This is a genomic window from Salinimicrobium gaetbulicola (genome assembly GCF_042676025.1).
In the GTDB taxonomy this organism is placed as follows: domain Bacteria; phylum Bacteroidota; class Bacteroidia; order Flavobacteriales; family Flavobacteriaceae; genus Salinimicrobium; species Salinimicrobium gaetbulicola.
Window position 1 is genome coordinate 727,867 of the sequence record NZ_JBHTJP010000035.1, and the last position, 17,164, is coordinate 745,030.

At 41.0% G+C, this 17,164-nt stretch carries 13 protein-coding genes; 6 read left to right on the forward strand and 7 right to left on the reverse strand.

Annotation, left to right across the window (positions count from 1 at the left end; genetic code table 11):
• Nucleotides 1–1,287: a hemolysin family protein gene (locus ACFQ1G_RS12685; RefSeq protein WP_380740112.1), complete on the forward strand. Its 1,287-nt coding sequence runs from the start codon at nt 1–3 to the stop codon at nt 1,285–1,287.
• A gap of 98 nt (nt 1,288–1,385) precedes the next feature.
• Entirely contained in the window at nt 1,386–3,506 is a 2,121-nt protein-coding gene (locus ACFQ1G_RS12690; RefSeq protein ID WP_380740114.1) for a peptidylprolyl isomerase, read from the forward strand.
• Between the two features lie 72 nt (nt 3,507–3,578).
• Here the strand turns inward: ACFQ1G_RS12690 and ACFQ1G_RS12695 are convergent, their stop codons facing one another.
• Nucleotides 3,579–4,496: a GYDIA family GHMP kinase gene (locus ACFQ1G_RS12695; RefSeq protein WP_380740115.1), complete on the reverse strand. Its 918-nt coding sequence runs from the start codon at nt 4,494–4,496 to the stop codon at nt 3,579–3,581.
• Nucleotides 4,496–5,809, reverse strand: coding sequence for a hydroxymethylglutaryl-CoA reductase, degradative (locus ACFQ1G_RS12700; RefSeq protein WP_380740117.1), 1,314 nt, complete (start codon nt 5,807–5,809; stop codon nt 4,496–4,498). Before ACFQ1G_RS12700 ends, ACFQ1G_RS12695 begins: the two co-directional genes overlap by 1 nt.
• Nucleotides 5,810–6,030: 221 nt before the next feature.
• Here ACFQ1G_RS12700 and ACFQ1G_RS12705 point away from each other — a divergent pair, with 221 nt between their 5' ends.
• The 4 genes from ACFQ1G_RS12705 (at nt 6,031) to ACFQ1G_RS12720 (ending at nt 12,258) form a co-directional block, all read left to right on the forward strand.
• Nucleotides 6,031–8,232, forward strand: a complete 2,202-nt coding sequence (locus ACFQ1G_RS12705) for a S9 family peptidase (RefSeq protein ID WP_380740809.1) — start codon at nt 6,031–6,033, stop codon at nt 8,230–8,232.
• Nucleotides 8,232–9,830: a peptide MFS transporter gene (locus tag ACFQ1G_RS12710; RefSeq protein WP_380740119.1), complete on the forward strand. Its 1,599-nt coding sequence runs from the start codon at nt 8,232–8,234 to the stop codon at nt 9,828–9,830. The genes ACFQ1G_RS12705 and ACFQ1G_RS12710 overlap by 1 nt, the downstream gene beginning before the upstream one ends.
• Nucleotides 9,830–11,620 carry a peptide MFS transporter gene (locus tag ACFQ1G_RS12715; RefSeq protein WP_380740121.1) on the forward strand — a complete coding sequence of 597 codons (1,791 nt, stop codon included), beginning with the start codon at nt 9,830–9,832 and terminating at the stop codon, nt 11,618–11,620. Before ACFQ1G_RS12710 ends, ACFQ1G_RS12715 begins: the two co-directional genes overlap by 1 nt.
• Nucleotides 11,621–11,706: 86 nt before the next feature.
• Nucleotides 11,707–12,258, forward strand: coding sequence for a thioredoxin family protein (locus ACFQ1G_RS12720; RefSeq protein WP_380740123.1), 552 nt, complete (start codon nt 11,707–11,709; stop codon nt 12,256–12,258).
• Between the two features lie 8 nt (nt 12,259–12,266).
• Here the strand turns inward: ACFQ1G_RS12720 and ACFQ1G_RS12725 are convergent, their stop codons facing one another.
• Genes ACFQ1G_RS12725 through surE form a run of 5 tightly spaced genes read right to left on the reverse strand, consistent with a single transcriptional unit; the run spans nt 12,267 to nt 17,067 of the window.
• Nucleotides 12,267–14,291 carry a ComEC/Rec2 family competence protein gene (locus ACFQ1G_RS12725; RefSeq protein WP_380740125.1) on the reverse strand — a complete coding sequence of 675 codons (2,025 nt, stop codon included), beginning with the start codon at nt 14,289–14,291 and terminating at the stop codon, nt 12,267–12,269.
• Nucleotides 14,292–14,320: 29 nt separating this feature from the next.
• A complete protein-coding gene (locus ACFQ1G_RS12730; protein ID WP_380740127.1) occupies nt 14,321–14,884 on the reverse strand; it encodes a C40 family peptidase in 564 nt (187 codons plus the stop codon).
• A 4-nt stretch (nt 14,885–14,888) separates the two neighbouring features.
• On the reverse strand, nt 14,889–16,010 hold the full coding sequence (gene lpxB / locus ACFQ1G_RS12735; RefSeq protein ID WP_380740129.1) for a lipid-A-disaccharide synthase: 1,122 nt from the start codon (nt 16,008–16,010) through the stop codon (nt 14,889–14,891).
• The gene (locus ACFQ1G_RS12740) at nt 16,011–16,292 is read right to left on the reverse strand and encodes a hypothetical protein (protein WP_380740131.1); all 282 of its coding nucleotides are present in this window, start codon (nt 16,290–16,292) and stop codon (nt 16,011–16,013) included.
• Entirely contained in the window at nt 16,285–17,067 is a 783-nt protein-coding gene (gene surE, locus ACFQ1G_RS12745) for a 5'/3'-nucleotidase SurE (RefSeq protein WP_380740133.1), read from the reverse strand. Before surE ends, ACFQ1G_RS12740 begins: the two co-directional genes overlap by 8 nt.
• Nucleotides 17,068–17,164: the final 97 nt, after the last annotated feature.

The following is a 17,164-nucleotide window of genomic DNA, read 5'->3' on the forward strand; positions in this document are numbered from 1 at the left end:
ATGGGCTATGATATATTCATAATTGTCTGCTCCCTTCTCCTATCTGCTTTTTTCTCAGGGATGGAGATCGCTTATGTCTCAGCCAATAAGATACATGTTGAGATCGAGAAAAAGCAAAATGACTTTCTTGCCAAGGTACTTACTCGCTTAACCCGGAAACCGTCCAAGTTTATTGCCTCCATGCTGGTGGGTAATAATATAGCATTGGTGGTATATGGGTTCTTTATGGGGGATCTGCTCATGGAATGGCTTGGAACTTTAGATGTTCAAAATGAGTTTTTGAGGTATGTGATCATGGATCTTAGCCTGCTGACTCAAACTGTTATTTCCACACTTATAATCCTTCTCACTGCGGAATTTTTACCCAAAGTGTTCTTTCAGATCTATGCCAACTTTCTGCTGAAGTTCTTCGCGGTTCCGGCTTATTTGTTTTATATCCTGTTTAGTTTCATTTCCTCATTTGTGATCTGGATCTCAGATTTTGTGCTGAAGCGTTTCTTTAAGACTGAAGGGGACGAAGTGCAACTTGCCTTTACAAAAGTAGAGTTGGGGAATTACATTAATGAGCAGATGGAAAAAGTGGAGGAGGACCAGGAAATAGATACTGAAATTCAGATCTTTCAAAATGCCCTGGAATTTTCCGAAGTGAAATCAAGGGAAGTGATGATTCCCCGCACCGAAATTGTGGCGGTCGATCTCAATACAGAGCCTAAAGACCTCGTAGAAACCTTTACCGAAACCGGTCTTTCCAAGATACTTGTATATAAAGAAAATATCGACGATATCATTGGATACATTCACTCCTTTGAATTGTTTAGAAAACCTCCGACCTTAAAATCTATCTTATTGCCGGTAATGTTCGTACCTGAAACCATGCTTGTAAAAGATGTATTGAACATACTTATCAAAAAACGGAAAAGTATCGCCGTGGTGATCGATGAATACGGTGGTACCAGCGGGATGATGACAGTGGAGGATATTGTTGAGGAGTTGTTCGGGGAGATCGAGGATGAACATGATCCGGTGGTCTTGATCGAAGAAAAGTTGGGGGAGAACCATTTCCTTTTTTCAGCGAGGCTGGAAGTTGATTACCTGAATGAAACTTTTAAGCTCAACATCCCAATTGGTGAAAATTACGAGACCCTGGGAGGCTATATTGTGAATCATACAGAGGAGATTCCTCCAAAGGACGGCATTGTCCAGATCGATGAATTCACCTTCCATATCAAGGAAGTTTCAAACACCAAAATTGAACTGGTAGAGGTAAGAGTTAAACCGCAGGATTAATTTTAAGATTTTCCTCACATTTTGCGGATTTATAGTTTTTTAATAATCCTAAAAACGTTATTTTCGCCCCCTATATTTTAGAATAAACACAATTAAAAATGGCAGTATTAAATAAAATAAGGCAACGTTCGGTTTTCCTGATCGTAATTATCGCTTTAGCGCTTTTCTCTTTTGTTTTGGCTGATGTGATCCGAAATGGAGGCATGGTTTCTCAAAAATCACAAAATACCATTGCGAGTATTAATGGTGAAGATATTGAAAGAGAGCAATTTGCGCGTCAGGTTGAAGCATACCAACGTAATTTAGGTCCTAATGCTTCTACTGCTCAGGCGGTGAACATGGTATGGGACATGAATGTGCGCCAAAAAGTTCTTGAACAGCAGTTCGAAGAATTAGGTATTCGTGTGGAGGAAGCTCAGGTGAAGGAATTACTTCGCCAGGAAATGGGGAATAACCCAAACTTCACTAATGAAGCCGGGATGTTTGATGAGAACAAACTACGTGAATATGTTGCCACTTTAAAATCTACTTCTCCTGAGGCTTACCAGCAATGGTTGGATTATGAGACTTCAGTTGGTAAATCTGCTCGTGAGCAAATTTACTTCAACCTTATTAGAGCTGGAGTAGGTGCTACTCTTGCTGAAGGGGAGCAGGCTTATAGATTTGCAAATGATAATGTTGACTTTGAATTCGTGCAGGTGCCATATTCTTCTGTTCCTGATTCTGAAGTAGAAGTTTCAAAATCTGAGATCAAAAATTATATCAAAGAAAATTCTGAAAGATTCCAGACTGAAGCTACCAGAGACATTCAGTATGTTCACTACAACGAGACTTCTTCTGTAGAGGATGAAAATGAAGTAAAGGTTCAGGTTGAAGGGCTTTTGGATAACAAAGTTGAATACAACGCCGTAACCAAAGCGAATGATACTTTGCCAGGTTTCAAGACTACAAAAGATCTTGAAACTTTCGTAAATGAAAATTCAGATTATAAATATTCAGGAAGATTCCTTTTCAAAAGTAACCTTCCAAAGGAGCATGCAGATGCTATCTTTAACCTTAACGAAGGTGAAACTTACGGGCCATATAAGTTCGGAGGAGCATGGAACGTTTCGAGATTGGAAGCTGTAAAACAAATTCCTGATTCAGCTAAAGCACGTCATATTCTAGTTGCTTTCCAGGGATCACCTGCAGGACAGGGAGTGACCAGATCTAAATCTGAAGCTAAGAAGTTAGCCGATAGTATTGGGAGCGTTGTGAAAAAAGATATTTCCAAGTTTGGGGAATTGGCTTCAGCTTTCTCTGCCGATGCTTCTAATAAAGATAAAGAGGGTGATCTTGGATGGTTCACTCCGGGAGCTATGGTTCCTGCTTTTAATGATTTTGTGTTTGAGAACAATGAAGGTGCTGTTGGAGTTGTGGAAACTCAATTCGGGTACCATGTGATCGATATTCAGGAGCAGACAGAAAAAGAAAAAGCTGTTAAAGTGGCCACTATTTCTCGTGCTATTGAGCCTTCAGAAAAAACAATGAATGACCTGTTCGCGGAAGTGACTAAATTCGAGCTTGCCGCAAAAGATGGTGATTTCGTAAGTCTTGCTAAAGAAAACAACAAGGAGGTGAAGCCGGTGAAGGAAATTCGTCCGCTTGAGGAGAATATTCCTGGTATCGGAGCTCAGCGTCGTATTGTGCAGTGGGCTTTTGAAGAAGAAACTGAAGTTGGTGACATCAGAAGATTTGATGTAAAAGACGGATATGTGGTTGCTCAGGTAACTGCTGTAAACAAAGAAGGAACAAGATCTGTTGAAGCTGCTTCAGCTACAGTGATCCCGATCCTTCAGAAGCAAAAGAAAGCTGAGATCATCAAAAATAAGATCAGCGGCAGCACTTTGCAGGAGATAGCAAGTAACCAAGGTGTATCAGTAAATACTGCTAATGCTGTTAACCGTAACAGCCCAACCCTTCCGGGAGTTGGTAGCGAGCCAAAGGTTGTAGGTGCTGCATTTGCGTTAGAGCAGGGTACAGTTAGCCAGCCTTTGAGCGGTGAAAAAGGTGTTTTTGTGATCAATGTTTTGAAGAAGACCGATGCGCCTAAACTAGAGTCTTATCGTCCTTACGCTGCAAGAGAAGCTTCGGCAAGAAGAACAACTATCAATAACGATGTTTTTGAAGCGTTGAAGAACTCAGCTGAGATCGAAGATAACAGAGCCAGATTCTACTAGTAGATACGGTTTATATATAAAATAAAAGCCCTTCTTTCGAAGGGCTTTTTTATTGCTTTAAAAAATGGAAGATTAAAGTATCATTTCAGAATACGGAATGATGGTGTCATAGCCTTTGCTTCGGAAGTATTCTTTCTCCTTTTCGCCACCCGTGGCCATAACGAAATCACCTCCCCAGCCTCCAAGACTCTTTACCGTGCCCTGGTAATCCTGAAATAACTGTGTTTTTATCTTCGGCAGATTTATTAACTGTGAAATTACGTTTTCATGGATCTCCAGTAGTAAATTGAATTCCGATATATCTGTACAAGTGATCACCTGGTGAGTGATCGAACTTATCTTTTCTACTGCCTTTAAAAGAGTTTGTTTGTCCTGCTTTTTATAATGTGCAATTGACTCCCGGCTGTTCTGCTTTTGATTAAGGTAAACAAAGAAAATTTTGTCCTTAAATGTCGGGTTGAATGAAGTGGCCAATACGCTACGGTGCTCCCCTGAAAGTTCATAAGTTATAGGGTGGTCTTGCATGGCTACGGCAACATCATATCCGCTGCCTCCAAAAGTTTTCTCAAGTAGCTTATACGCATCTATATTGAACCATTTTGCAACGTTGGCGATCAAAGTGGAGGAAGTTCCTAATCCCCAATCTAACGGAAAATCTGTTTCGGTAGTGACTTTGTAACCCTCTTCCTTTGAAAGCATATCAGGGTTAGCTATAATGGCTATTCTTAATACCGAAAGCAACCTTTTTTCGATCTTCCCGACTTCCTGGTCAATTGCCTCGGAAGAAGTCAGTTCTGCCTTTGAAAATGTCTTTTCAAACCAGGTCTTTCCTTCATGATCAATACTGGTCCAGGAGATCCCTGGTTTATCTGCTAATTCAACTTTGAGGGTTTGACCATACTTTGTTGGCAAAGCCAAGGCTGTAGCTCCGTCTAAAACCACATATTCACCCGTTATCAATAATTTACCGTGGCTGTGGAAAGTTTGCATTAGCTTCTTAAGTTTTTCAAGGCTTCTTCAACGGCGCTGTGAGAGACATTATGCTTTTTGAAATGTTCCACCATTTTCTCCTTTTCTTCCGGGGTAGCATTCAGCTGATTCAGGATGTTCATTAAATGCATTTTCATATGGCCTTGCTGAATTCCGGTAGTGATAAGAGATTTTACCGCCGCGAAATTCTGTGCCAGTCCGGCGACAGCAACGATCTTCATTAGATCTTCGGCTGTAGGATTCTGAAGCATTTCCAAAGCGATCTTTGAGAGTGGGTGTAATCCTGTGAGCCCGCCTACAGTTCCAAGGGCCAACGGAATTTCCATCCAGAATTTGAATTCCCCGTTGCGTACCTCGGCATGAGTTAAGCTGGAGTAAGAGCCATCTTTACACGCGTAAGCATGAACCCCGGCTTCTACGGCTCTAAAATCATTTCCTGTGGCCAGAACTACGGCATCTATCCCGTTCATGATCCCTTTGTTGTGGGTTACCGCTCTAAACGGTTCGGTTTCTGCTATTTTTAAAGCGCGTACAAACTTTCCGGCGAAAGCTTCCCCGGTCATATCATGATCAGCCAACTGTTCTACCGGGCAAGAAACTTCAGCACGTACAATACACTCCGGAACGTAATTCGACAAAATGCTCATTACGATCTCAATATCCTTTTCTGAAGCCGTGAAAGTCTCATATTGATGAGCTTGTTCTTTGAAAGTTTCAGCAAACCTCTCCAGGCAGGAATTGATGAAATTGGCACCCATAGAATCTTTGGTCTCGAAGGTGCAGTGCAGCTGGTGGTAATCGTTCAGAGATTCGGTTTTATCTCGAAGTTCGATGTTCAGGATCCCGCCACCTCGTTTTTTCATATTTCGGGTAAGCGGTTCTGCGGCTTCTAAAAGAACTGGTTTTACCTGCCTGAAGAATTCCTTCAGTTTGTCTTTATCTCCGGAAAACATGAAATGAACCTGGCCAACTTTTTTGGTGCCAAGAACTTCAGCCTTAAAACCACCCCTTTTACCCCAGAATTTTGCTGCTTTACTTGCTGCGGCAATTACCGAGCTTTCTTCGATGGCCATTGGGATGGCGTAGCGAAAGTCATTGATGAGGAAATTTGGGGCTATCCCAAATGGTAAATAGTAATTGGATAACGTATTTTCTGTGAATTCTTCGTGCAACTGCTGCAGGTTGGAATTTGGGTTCCAGTATTGCCTCAAAATTTCAGGAGCGTTCTCCACTCCCTTAAGGTAAGTTTTGCTTAACCAGGTAATTTTCTCTTCTTTCTCTAATTTCGAAAATCCTGAAATTGGGTCGATCATTGGTACAAATTTGAAAGACCAAAGATACAATTACTGGATTTATTGAGCCATTTTCTTCTGTTCTGTATGCTGTTGATTTTCAATCGGATGAAATTCTCGACATTTTTGAGTATTTAGGATTATTAATTTCTTTAACATCTTGTTAGGATTTAACAGCTAAATCCGTGGTTTTTCGGGTATTTTTTATTAAACTTGGCAGTCAAATTTTTTTAATCTCCATGATGAAATTAGTTTACGGGCTTTTAGCCTTATTTCTTACGGCAAGTTCAGTACTTACAGCACAGCAAAAAGAACTCACCCTTGAAGATATCTGGAACGGCACCTTTAGACAGGAGCGCTTGGAGTCTTTACAATCCCTGAACAACGGGAAGGAATATGTGGTTCTTAATTTTGACAGGGAGAGCCGTACTTCCTCTATCGACGTTTTTTCCTATAAAACAGGAAAGAAAACCAAAACTCTTCTGAGCAGTGGAGACCTTGAAGAAATTAAATATTTCCAGGACTTTACCTTTAGCGATAATGAAAGCAAGATCATCCTGGTGACCGACCTTGAATATATTTTCCGTAGATCTACCCGCGGAATTTTTTATGTATATGATGTTAATACGAAATCGCTTCAGAAGATAAGTGATCAGAAAATTCAGGAGCCTACTTTATCTCCAAATGGGGAAAAGGTGGCTTATGTGCATGAAAATAATATTTATGTAAAAGATCTTTCTTCCGAAGAGATCACTCAGGTTACCGAAGATGGGGAAGAAAACAAGATCATTAATGGGGTTACAGACTGGGTGTATGAAGAGGAGTTCTCCTTCGTGAAAGCTTTTGAATGGAATAAAACCGGCGAGAAGATCGCATTTTTGAAGTTTGATGAAACCGAAGTTCCTGAATTTTCAATGGATGTTTACGGTACAGAACTTTACCCTTCCAAGCACACTTTTAAGTATCCGAAGGCCGGAGAAAAGAACTCTGAAGTTTCTCTTCACCTGTATGACGTTTCCGAAAATGAGATCTCAGATGTGGAGTTAGGAGATTATAATGATTTTTATATTCCCAGGATCGAATGGACTAACGATGCTAATGTTTTAAGTGCACAGGTGTTGAACCGTCATCAAAACGTTCTCGATCTTATTTTTGTAGATGCTGAGACGAATGAGGCTGAAGTGGTTTTAAATGAAACTGATGAAGCCTATGTTGATGTTACCGATAATCTTACGTTTTTACAGGATAACAGTTTTATCTGGACCAGTGAAAAAGATGGCTGGAACCATATTTACCATTACAGTAAAACCGGAAAGCTTATTAATCAGGTGACCGAAGGAAACTGGGAAGTGACCAATTACTACGGATTCGATCCCAAAACAAAGAAAATATTTTACCAAAGTACCGAAAACGGTAGTATTAACCGTGATGTTTTCTCTATTGGAGCTAACGGTAAGAACAAGAAACGCCTGACCGATAACACCGGGCAGAACAGTGCAGATTTCAGTGCTGATTATACTTATTTCATCAACACTTTCACCAGCGCGACCACTCCTTCTGAGTTTACATTGCATTTAGCGAAAAATGGAAAACTGGTTAGAAAGATCCAGGACAATAAAGCGCTTTTAGAAAAGATCGCTGAATATAAGTTCACGCCAAAAGAGTTCACTACTCTTCCTGTTAACGGAAACGATCTGAACATGTGGATGATGAAACCGCCTAATTTTGATGAATCTCTTGAATATCCGCTATTTATTGTTCAGTATTCGGGACCGGGTTCACAACAGGTTTCAAACTCTTTTTACAGCACCAATGACTACTGGTTCCAGATGTTGGCTAACAAAGGTTATGTAGTGGTTGCTATTGATCCTCGTGGAACAGGATTCAAAGGTTCAGACTTCAAAAAAGTGACGCAAAATGAACTTGGAAAATATGAAGTTGAAGATATCATTCAGGCTGCAAAACAATTAGGAGCCAGAGAATATATTGACGAAGAAAATATTGGTATTTGGGGATGGAGCTATGGAGGCTTCATGTCTTCAAATGCGCTCCTTAAAGGAAATGACACTTTTAAAATGGCGATCGCGGTGGCTCCTGTGACCAGCTGGAGATTTTATGACTCTATCTATACAGAGCGTTATATGACCACCCCTCAGGAAAATCCTTCAGGGTACGATGAAAATTCACCTTTGAACCACGTGGAAAAATTAAAAGGAGATTACCTGATCATTCACGGAAGCGGTGATGATAATGTACATGTGCAAAATACCATGAGAATGGTAGAGGCCTTGATACAGGCAAACAAGCAATTCGACTGGGCCATCTACCCTGATGGTAACCACGGAATTTATGGAGGGAACACCCGTTTCCACTTATTCACTCTCATGACAAACTTTATTGAAGAACATTTAATTATTAACCCTAATACTAAATCATCCCTATAATGGCAAATTCAGCGACAGCTCCGGCACAAAAAGAGCTTTTTGGACATCCGGTAGGATTATTCATTTTATTTTTCACAGAGATGTGGGAGCGTTTTTCTTACTATGGAATGCGCGCGATCCTTGTTCTCTATCTTGTAAGTGCAACCCAGGATGGGAATGCAGGTCTTGGCTGGACACAAGAAAACGCTTTAATTCTTTATGGATGGTATACAATGTTAGTTTATGTAGTATCCATACCGGGAGGTATTTTGGCAGATAAGGTCTTTGGCCAGAAAAAAGCTGTTCTAATTGGAGGAATTATCCTTGTCGCCGGGCATGGTATTCTGGCAGTGGAAGAAATGTGGGCTTTTTATACAGGTCTTGGGTTAATTATTGCCGGCGTTGGACTTTTAAAACCTAATATTTCCACTATGGTGGGTGGTCTTTATAAGGAAGGTGATATTCGTAGAGATAAAGGATTCACGATTTTTTATATCGGGATCAATCTTGGAGCTTTCCTTGCGAGTTTGATCGTAGGAACTGTTGGTGAAGTTTATGGCTGGCATTACGGATTCGGACTTGCCGGTATTGCTATGGCTTTTGGCTTGATAGTGTATCTATGGGGACAAAAATATCTTACAGAAGTAGGTAACCTTCTTTCTAAAGCTGAAAGAGATGAAGGAGCTTCTTTAGGTGGATTGTTCGCCGATCTTTTTAAATCACCGAGAGAATTGATAATAACTGTAGTTTTATTCGCTCTTTCCATTTATGGAATGTATGAATTAGGAGTAGGTTATGGGTTATTGTTCATCTTCCTTACTCTGGTTGTGGCAATGATGTTAATGGTCTATAAAGATCTTACAAGCCAGGTGATGAAAGATCGTTACGTAGTAATGTTGCTTTCTTTTATTTTGGTGATCGTCTTCTGGGGTGCTTTTGAACAGGCCGGAGGTTTAATGAATATTTATGCTTTTGAAAAAACTGACAGGTCTATACCTTTTGAACTGCCATGGGGAATTGGAGCTGAAGTTCCTGCTTCCTGGTTCCAGTCGTTAAATGCCTTGTTCATTATCATTTTTGGGGTGATCGTTGCGAATTTCTGGGCTAAGAGAAAATTAAAGAGCAAAGAAGCCTCATCCATTTTTAAAATGGCAATTGGGGTGATCATTATGGGATTAGGTTTTATTTTTATGGTTTTCGCTTCTCTTCAGTTTGAGGCTCAGGGAGAATCAGCTATGTATTGGCTGGTATTTGCTTATCTGTTACATACAATTGGGGAACTATGTACCTCTCCTGTAGCTTTATCCTTCATAACCAAATTATCACCTGTGAAATATGCATCCTTAATGATGGGGGTTTATTTTGCCGCAACCGGTTTAGGTAATAAAGTGGCCGGGGAAGTTGGTGCCTTTGCTGCTGAAGCAGGGGATATTGCAACCTTTACCGGAATAACCATATTCACAGTGACCTTTGCGGGTATCGTATTACTAATGTTGAAGCCTCTTAAAAGACTTACTCATGGTGCCGAAGATAATGAGAGAGAGATTCCTCAACAGGAAAACTATGAATTAGGTGACGAAAATATTATTGATAAAGAGGAACTTAAACGTAAAAAATAATGGCAGCAGCTGCAGTTACCTCAGATAATCCGGACTTTTTTAAGACCAAAGTATTAGGTCATCCGGCAGGACTTTTTGTATTGTTTTTTACTGAAATGTGGGAGCGTTTTTCCTTTTATGGAATGCGTGTACTTCTGGTTAACTTCCTTACCATGGCGATCGTGGGTGTTGATAACCCTGGATGGGGTTGGTCAATGGAAAATGCCGGAGCCCTTTTTGGTACCTACGCAGGTCTTCTTTATCTCACGCCTATTGCAGGTGGAATTATTGCCGATAAATTCATTGGTTATCGCTGGGCAGTGGTCCTGGGAGCAGCTATCATGACCCTGGGTCACGCTTCCATGGCTTTTGAAACTGAATTCTCTCTATACTTCGGACTTGCTTTACTGGTAATAGGTACAGGTTTCTTTAAACCAAATATTACCTCTATCATTTCTGAAATGTATGAAGGTAAGCCCGACAAAAAAGATGGTGCTTATACCATTTTCTATATGGGGGTGAACGCCGGTGCCTTCTTCGGAATGATGCTGTGTGGATACCTTGCCGAAAGAATCGGTTGGAGCTGGGGATTTGGATTAGCGGGAATTTTCATGTTCCTGGGAACCCTTCAATTCTGGTTGGCTAAACCACTTTTTGGAAATATAGGTGGAGTGCCTGATAAAGAAAGAGAAGCGAAAGAACTTGAGGAGGAAGAAAAATCTGGGATCAAAGATCACAAACACAATCCTTTTACGCTGTTTGATAAGATCCTGGTAGTTGCTACTTCTGTAATTGGTTTCCTTTATTTAATTAACGATCCGGCTTCCAAGATCGCAGATCTTAATCTGTTGCCGGCAGTCATGCCTTTCGACTTCCAGGGAGAGCCTTTTTCAGGACCACTTGGAATGGCCATCATAGGGTTGATCCTATTTCTTGTCCTTGTGATATCGCGAATTTCAAGGTATGCACCGATCGTACGGGATAGAATGATAGCCGTGATCATATTCGCTTTTTTCACGGTCTTCTTCTGGATGTCTTTCGAACAGGGAGCGAGTTCCTTGATCGTATTTGCAAGAGATTCTGTAGACCGGGAATTAATAGGAGCTTCAGCTACCGTTTTCAATGTTGTGAACGCACTTCTAACGGTAGTTCCGCTTGCGATCATCACATATGTGTTGTACTTGCTTTGGAAACAAACCTTTAAAACCGTACTTGGGTCGAACATCGTATTAGTGATCTGTTTCGGGTTAGTTTGGTCGATCGTGATCTGGATGCTTTTCAGAGAATTTTCAGGAGACAAAACAGAGATCACTGTATCGTGGTTCAGTATCCTTAACTCGTTCTTCATTATCGTGTTCGCATCTATGTTCTCAAAATGGTGGGAAAGTAAATACAATCCTTCCGCAGCTTGGAAATATAGCTTTGGGCTTATTTTACTGGGATTAGGATTCGGTTTGCTTGCATTCGGTTCTAATAATATAGTGGAAGGTGCGAAAGTAAGTATGATCTGGTTGATCCTGGCTTATCTGTTCCACACGCTTGGAGAACTGTGTCTGTCGCCACTGGGGCTTTCTTATGTTAGTAAGCTGGTGCCTGCCAGGATGATCGCATTCATGTTTGGAATGTGGTATCTGGCAATCGCGATAGGGAATAAACTGGCAGGTTCTTTTGGTGGTATGATAGACGAGATCACTCAAAAATATGATCTTTCTACATTCTTCCTTATCTTTACGATCATCCCGATTGGAGCAGGAATTTTAGTAGCCATGTTGAATCCGCTATTGAAAAAGCTGATGCACGGGATCAAATAAGAAATTTTTAAAATATATTTAATGCGCCCTTCCCTCGAAGGGCGTATTTTTTTAAATTCGGAATGATTGTTGAAAAGCAGAAGGCCATGGGAAAATCATTATTCAGTTTTATATTATTTATAGCTTTAGGAGCTGGTGTGACGGCGCAGGAGGTCAAATGGATGACCATGAACGAAGCTTTAGAGGCTCAAAAGAAGGAGCCTAAGAAAATATTTATGGACGCGTACACGGTTTGGTGCGGGCCGTGTAAAATGCTTGATAAGAATACCTTTTCCAATAAGGATGTGGCCGATTTCATAAATAAGAACTATTATCCTGTAAAATTCAATGCCGAAGGAACCGAAAAGATCGCTTATAGGGAGATGACTTTTGAAAATCCGAATCATGACCCCAACAGGAAAGGTCGAAACAGCCAGCATGAGTTTGCACGTGCCATGAAGATAAATGCCTATCCCAGTTTGGTGTTCTTTGATGAAAAAGGGGAATTGATAGGCCCTATTCCCGGTTACAGAACCCCCCATCAACTGGAAGTTTTTTTGAAATTATTTCTGAAAGAAGATTATAAAAAGATCACAACTCCCGAAGCTTTCCAGGAATACACTCAAAATTTTGAAAATGAATTCGAGGTCGCTCAATAATTGAGAGATCATTCAAGAATAAAAGCTCCCTTTTCACCTGTATAGTGGAAAGGGATTTCTTTTTCCAGACAGGTTTCTTTCCACGCAGCAACCGTAGAAGGATAATTACTGCCATCTGCGATCACCATTTTAGGGGATAGATCGTTTAAGCACCTTTCCAAATTGATCTTTGGTGAACCGGTTAATAACAGGTAATCCATTTTCTTTTTCGGAAAGATTCCTGTGCTATCCATTAAAAATAGGATTTCACCTTTTGTTTCTATTGCATTCTTCAAAGGTGCGGTTTGGACTTTTTCAATTTCTTCTGCAATCAGATAATTTCGAATATACTGCGGAATTTCTTCGGAAGAAGAAGCCCTCAAAAATGTCATTTCTGAACCCGCTACTTTTCCTAGCCCGGTCTTTCGGGATTGATGAAAAATGACCAGTTTCTCTTCCGAAGGATTGAAGGCTTTTACAATGTAGAATGATTGAATGAGGATGGTCAATGTCAAAGTGGCTATAAGTTTCCTAAAAGAAAAAGAAACAGCTAAAGCAAACAGAAATCCCAGCATCACATAAAAAGCGAGAACATCTGTAAACCCGAAACTTACATCTTTAAAAAGAAAACTTTCCTTTCCGGCTATATAGCTTACAAAGGTGTTCAGGATCTCTATGACCTGGCTATAGAATTTTGAAAGCCATGAAGGCAGTAGATTGATCCCGGATAATATGATCACCAGAAATCCTAATCCTAAAATGAAAGCGAGAAAGGGCAGGATCACCAGGTTGGAAACAAAGAAAAGTCCGGGGAATTGATGGAAATAAAATAAGCCTAGAGGTAAGACTCCAATTTGAGCAGCGATGGTGGTGGTTAAAAGTCCCCAAAAATACCTTAGAGCTCTGTTTGGAGGCCACCACAGTCCATAAATTAATGGCTGGATCAACAGGATGGAAAGCACGGCCATATAACTTAGCTGAAAGCCGACTTCAAAGATCCATAGGGGATTTATTAAGATCAGAACTAAGAGGGAAAGAAACATGGAATTTATAGTGCCGGTCCTTCGGTTAAGTGAGATCCCAACGGCTAAGAAACTGAACATGGTCACGGCTCTCACTACAGAAGGGGAGAGTCCTGCCAGCAAAGCAAATGACCAAAGGAAAATGATCACTAAAATGGTTTTTAAGGTTCTCCCGTTTTTCAATTTTTCAAGGGGAGAAAAGAGGAAATTCAGTATCAATAATATGATCCCTACATGTAATCCCGAAACAGCCAGGATATGAATGGCACCTGCAGCTGCATAATTATTATAGGTCTCTTTAGAGATGTCCTGCTTTTGGCCAAGCAACAGCGCCTGGATGATAGCCAGTTCATCTTGTTTAAAACCATTTTCCTTTAAATCGTCTATGATCTTATTGCGCAGGTAATAAGCACCGGCAAAAAGGCCATTTTTAGAAGCTAAGCCGGCAGTACTTCCGGTCAACGGACTAGTTTGCTTCAGAATGCCTTTGATTCTCATGAAGCGACTGTAATCAAATTGATGGGGGTTCAATGGCTTCGGAATGTCCCGAAGTTCACTTACCACAAGTAAACGGTCTCCCACAGCCCATTTTTGAAAGGTGGAATCCTTCGGGAGCAATACCAGTATCTTTCCATGGGTGGGGGCCGAATTTACCGACTCGACGGTCGCTATATATTTTGCATTATAGAGATCTGGTTTTAGGACTTCCCGTATTTTAATTTTCAAAGCAGGTGCCTGCGATGATTTTTCCGAAGATATCTGGTTTATATAATGGCCATTTTGATTTTCGGGAAGGTGAATGGTGGCGGTAAATATTCCGATTGAAAAGAAGAGGAGGTAGGTTGTCGCTCCAAAGAACACATCTTTAAAAAGTAATTCTCGAGCCCTGAGAAATCCTCCAATAAACAGGACAATACTTATCAGAATAATAAAAACGGATATTTCCGCAGATAAATTCAAGAAAAATCCTGCGATAACGCCCAGTAAGAGAACCAGGCTGAGTTTAACGATGCTAGTGTTTAGAGGCTTCATTATCAGGGAGGGAGATCCAAGATAATGATTTATTGAATACGCCGGGCCATTACAAAGTTTTCCTGCCAGTAGTTTTCTTTCAGGGAAGAAATGATGACGCCTCTTGAAGTCGTGGAGTGAATGAATTGAATTTCGCCGGCTTCAGTTTCAACCACCAAACCCACGTGGTTTATGACCTTTCGCCTACTATTGGTCTGGAAGAACAAGAGGTCGCCCCGAACCACTTCATCGAGGTTGATCCTTTCGCCCTGCAGGGAAATGTCTCGTGAGGTTCTGGGAAGGCTGATGTCCTCCTTTAAAAATGCTGTGGTAACAAGGCCCGAGCAATCCATTCCTTCACTCGTGTTTCCACCGTATTTGTAACGCGTTCCAAGGAATTCCATGGCATAATCTGGGATCCTGGAAATAGCGTTCAATATGGATGTTTCTTCTTTGGGTTTTTCAATAATGGTCTCTTCGGAAGTTTCTTCAAAATGAGAAATTTCGTCTTTCTGAACAGGTTCCTGAGTTTCCCGGGAAACATTTTTGTGAGCTCCGCAGGAGGTGAGGAAAACTGAAATTACACCAAAAATAACAATGTTTAGAAGCCTCATAGATCTACTTTTCCGAAGTTAATTTGGAATAGATAAGCTGAGCTGTTTTCTCACTGGCACCGGCGCCACCCAGTTTTTTCTCCAGTTCGTAGTAGTCGGCAAACATTTTTTCGCGGGCTTCTCCCTGAAGGATCTTTGAAAGCTCCTTTTTGAGATTCTTCTTATTAAAGTCAGATTGGATCAATTCTTTTACCACTTCTCGATCCATGATAAGGTTCACCAGAGAGATATAATCCAGGTTGATCACTCTTTTAGCGATTTGGTAAGAAATGAAATTGCCTTTATAGCAAACCACTTCAGGAACTTTGAAAAGAGCGGTTTCCAACGTGGCTGTTCCCGAAGTTACCAGCGCGGCTGTTGAGATCCCAAGGATATCATATGTTTTGTTCATCACCAGGTTCACATTCTTCTTTTTTATAAAACCTGAATAGAATTCCCTTTCCTGGCTGGGTGCACCCGCGATCACGAATTGATACTCTTTGAAATCTTCAGTAATGCTCACCATGATCTGGAGCATTTTTTCGATCTCCTGCTTGCGGCTTCCGGGAAGTACTGCAATTACCGGTCTTTCATCAAGGCCGTTCTCTTTTTTGAATTTTTCAATATCTACAGGAGGCCTGTGGGCGATGGCATCTATTAGTGGGTGCCCTACAAAATGAACTTTGTAGTCGTGTTTTTGTTCGTAGAATTCCTTTTCGAACGGCAGGATGACATACAATTCATCAATATCCCTTTTTATGTCTTTGATCCTGTTTTCCTTCCAGGCCCAGATCTGCGGAGATACGTAAAAATGTGTTTTATAACCCTCTTTTCGTGCCCACTTTGCGATCCTAAGGTTGAAGCCCGGGTAATCTACAAAGATGATCGCATCGGGATCATAAGTTTTAATATCTTCTTTACAGAATGAAATATTGCTTAGAATGGTCTTCAGGTTCATGATCACTTCAGCAAAGCCCATGAACGCGAGATCCCGGTAATGCTTCACCGGTTCTCCACCTTCCTGTTCCATAAGATCCCCGCCCCAGAATCTAAAGGAAGCTTCGGGGTCAGTCTTCTTAAGAGCTTTCATTAAGTTGGCCGCATGTAGATCTCCAGATGCTTCTCCTGCGATTATATAATACTTCATCTATAAAAGCTTTAAAATGGCAATTATGAGGGCGGCAAGTATAGATGCCATTAACACTCCTCTTGCCCTGTAAGTTTGCTCTTTCTTCAGAAATACGAAGAACGGAAGAAAATTAAGTATGGCTCCCGCAGTGATAAGCGTGCCTAAAAACCCGGTTTCAGCCGATTCCTTTATTGTATCCCGAATACCTAGTTCTGAAAAAAGCAGAATATAGATCAACATTCCAATAATGTTGGAAAGAAGCCCGGTAATAAATCCTGTAAAAATCTCTTTTTTAATCATTAAGCTCCCAGGTTTGTAAGTCCTTTAGAAAATGATGGGCGGTAAGGTCAAATTGTACCGGTACAACCGATACATAACCTTGAGCAAGTGCGTGTTCGTCACTATCCTCTCCTTCATCATCATTCACAAACTTACCCGTAAGCCAGTAATAATCTCTTCCCTGCGGATTCGTTCTCTTATCGAATTCCTCTTCCCAGCGGGCGTTCGCCTGTCTGCAAACTTTTATTCCTTTGATCTCCGATTCTTTTAGCTTCGGAAGGTTTACGTTTAAAACCACTCCTTTTGGAAGCCCGTGTTTCAAAACTGATTTTGTGATCTTCTTTACGAACTTCTTGGTAGGTTCAAAATCGGCATTCAGTGAGTAATCCAGTAAAGAAAAACCGATCGCCGGGATCCCTTCAATTCCGGCTTCCACAGCAGCGCTCATAGTACCTGAATAGATCACGTTTATAGAAGAATTAGACCCGTGATTGATTCCGCTAACACACAAATCTGGTTTGCGGTGCAGAATCTCCTGGGTGGCGATCTTTACACAATCGGCAGGCGTTCCTGAGCAGCTGTATTCTTTGTGTTTATAAGTTTCTTTCACAGTCACCTGGTCGCAATACAAGGTGTCGCTAATTGTTATGGCATGACCCATTCCGCTTTGAGGACTATCTGGTGCTACTACTATTACCTCGCCTATTTGCTTCATTACATCTATTAAGGCTCTTATTCCCGGAGCCGTAATTCCGTCGTCGTTGGTTACTAAAATGAGGGGTTTTTCCTGTGACATTATGAAAATTTTATGGCTGCTAAATTAAAGTAATTTCCTGAGGAAAACATTATATTCGTAGTTTAACAAATTTGAAAGCCAGGCAAAGGTTGGCATA

What these genes read in the sequence shown, in the direction of transcription:
- ACFQ1G_RS12685 (WP_380740112.1), top strand. Translation starts at nt 1, where the DNA reads ATGGGCTATGATATATTCATAATTGTCTGCTCCCTTCTCCTATCTGCT.
- ACFQ1G_RS12690 (WP_380740114.1), top strand. Translation starts at nt 1,386, where the DNA reads ATGGCAGTATTAAATAAAATAAGGCAACGTTCGGTTTTCCTGATCGTA.
- ACFQ1G_RS12695 (WP_380740115.1), bottom strand. Translation starts at nt 4,496, where the DNA reads ATGCAAACTTTCCACAGCCACGGTAAATTATTGATAACGGGTGAATAT.
- ACFQ1G_RS12700 (WP_380740117.1), bottom strand. Translation starts at nt 5,809, where the DNA reads ATGATCGACCCAATTTCAGGATTTTCGAAATTAGAGAAAGAAGAGAAA.
- ACFQ1G_RS12705 (WP_380740809.1), top strand. Translation starts at nt 6,031, where the DNA reads ATGAAATTAGTTTACGGGCTTTTAGCCTTATTTCTTACGGCAAGTTCA.
- ACFQ1G_RS12710 (WP_380740119.1), top strand. Translation starts at nt 8,232, where the DNA reads ATGGCAAATTCAGCGACAGCTCCGGCACAAAAAGAGCTTTTTGGACAT.
- ACFQ1G_RS12715 (WP_380740121.1), top strand. Translation starts at nt 9,830, where the DNA reads ATGGCAGCAGCTGCAGTTACCTCAGATAATCCGGACTTTTTTAAGACC.
- ACFQ1G_RS12720 (WP_380740123.1), top strand. Translation starts at nt 11,707, where the DNA reads ATGGGAAAATCATTATTCAGTTTTATATTATTTATAGCTTTAGGAGCT.
- ACFQ1G_RS12725 (WP_380740125.1), bottom strand. Translation starts at nt 14,291, where the DNA reads ATGAAGCCTCTAAACACTAGCATCGTTAAACTCAGCCTGGTTCTCTTA.
- ACFQ1G_RS12730 (WP_380740127.1), bottom strand. Translation starts at nt 14,884, where the DNA reads ATGAGGCTTCTAAACATTGTTATTTTTGGTGTAATTTCAGTTTTCCTC.
- lpxB (WP_380740129.1), bottom strand. Translation starts at nt 16,010, where the DNA reads ATGAAGTATTATATAATCGCAGGAGAAGCATCTGGAGATCTACATGCG.
- ACFQ1G_RS12740 (WP_380740131.1), bottom strand. Translation starts at nt 16,292, where the DNA reads ATGATTAAAAAAGAGATTTTTACAGGATTTATTACCGGGCTTCTTTCC.
- surE (WP_380740133.1), bottom strand. Translation starts at nt 17,067, where the DNA reads ATGTCACAGGAAAAACCCCTCATTTTAGTAACCAACGACGACGGAATT.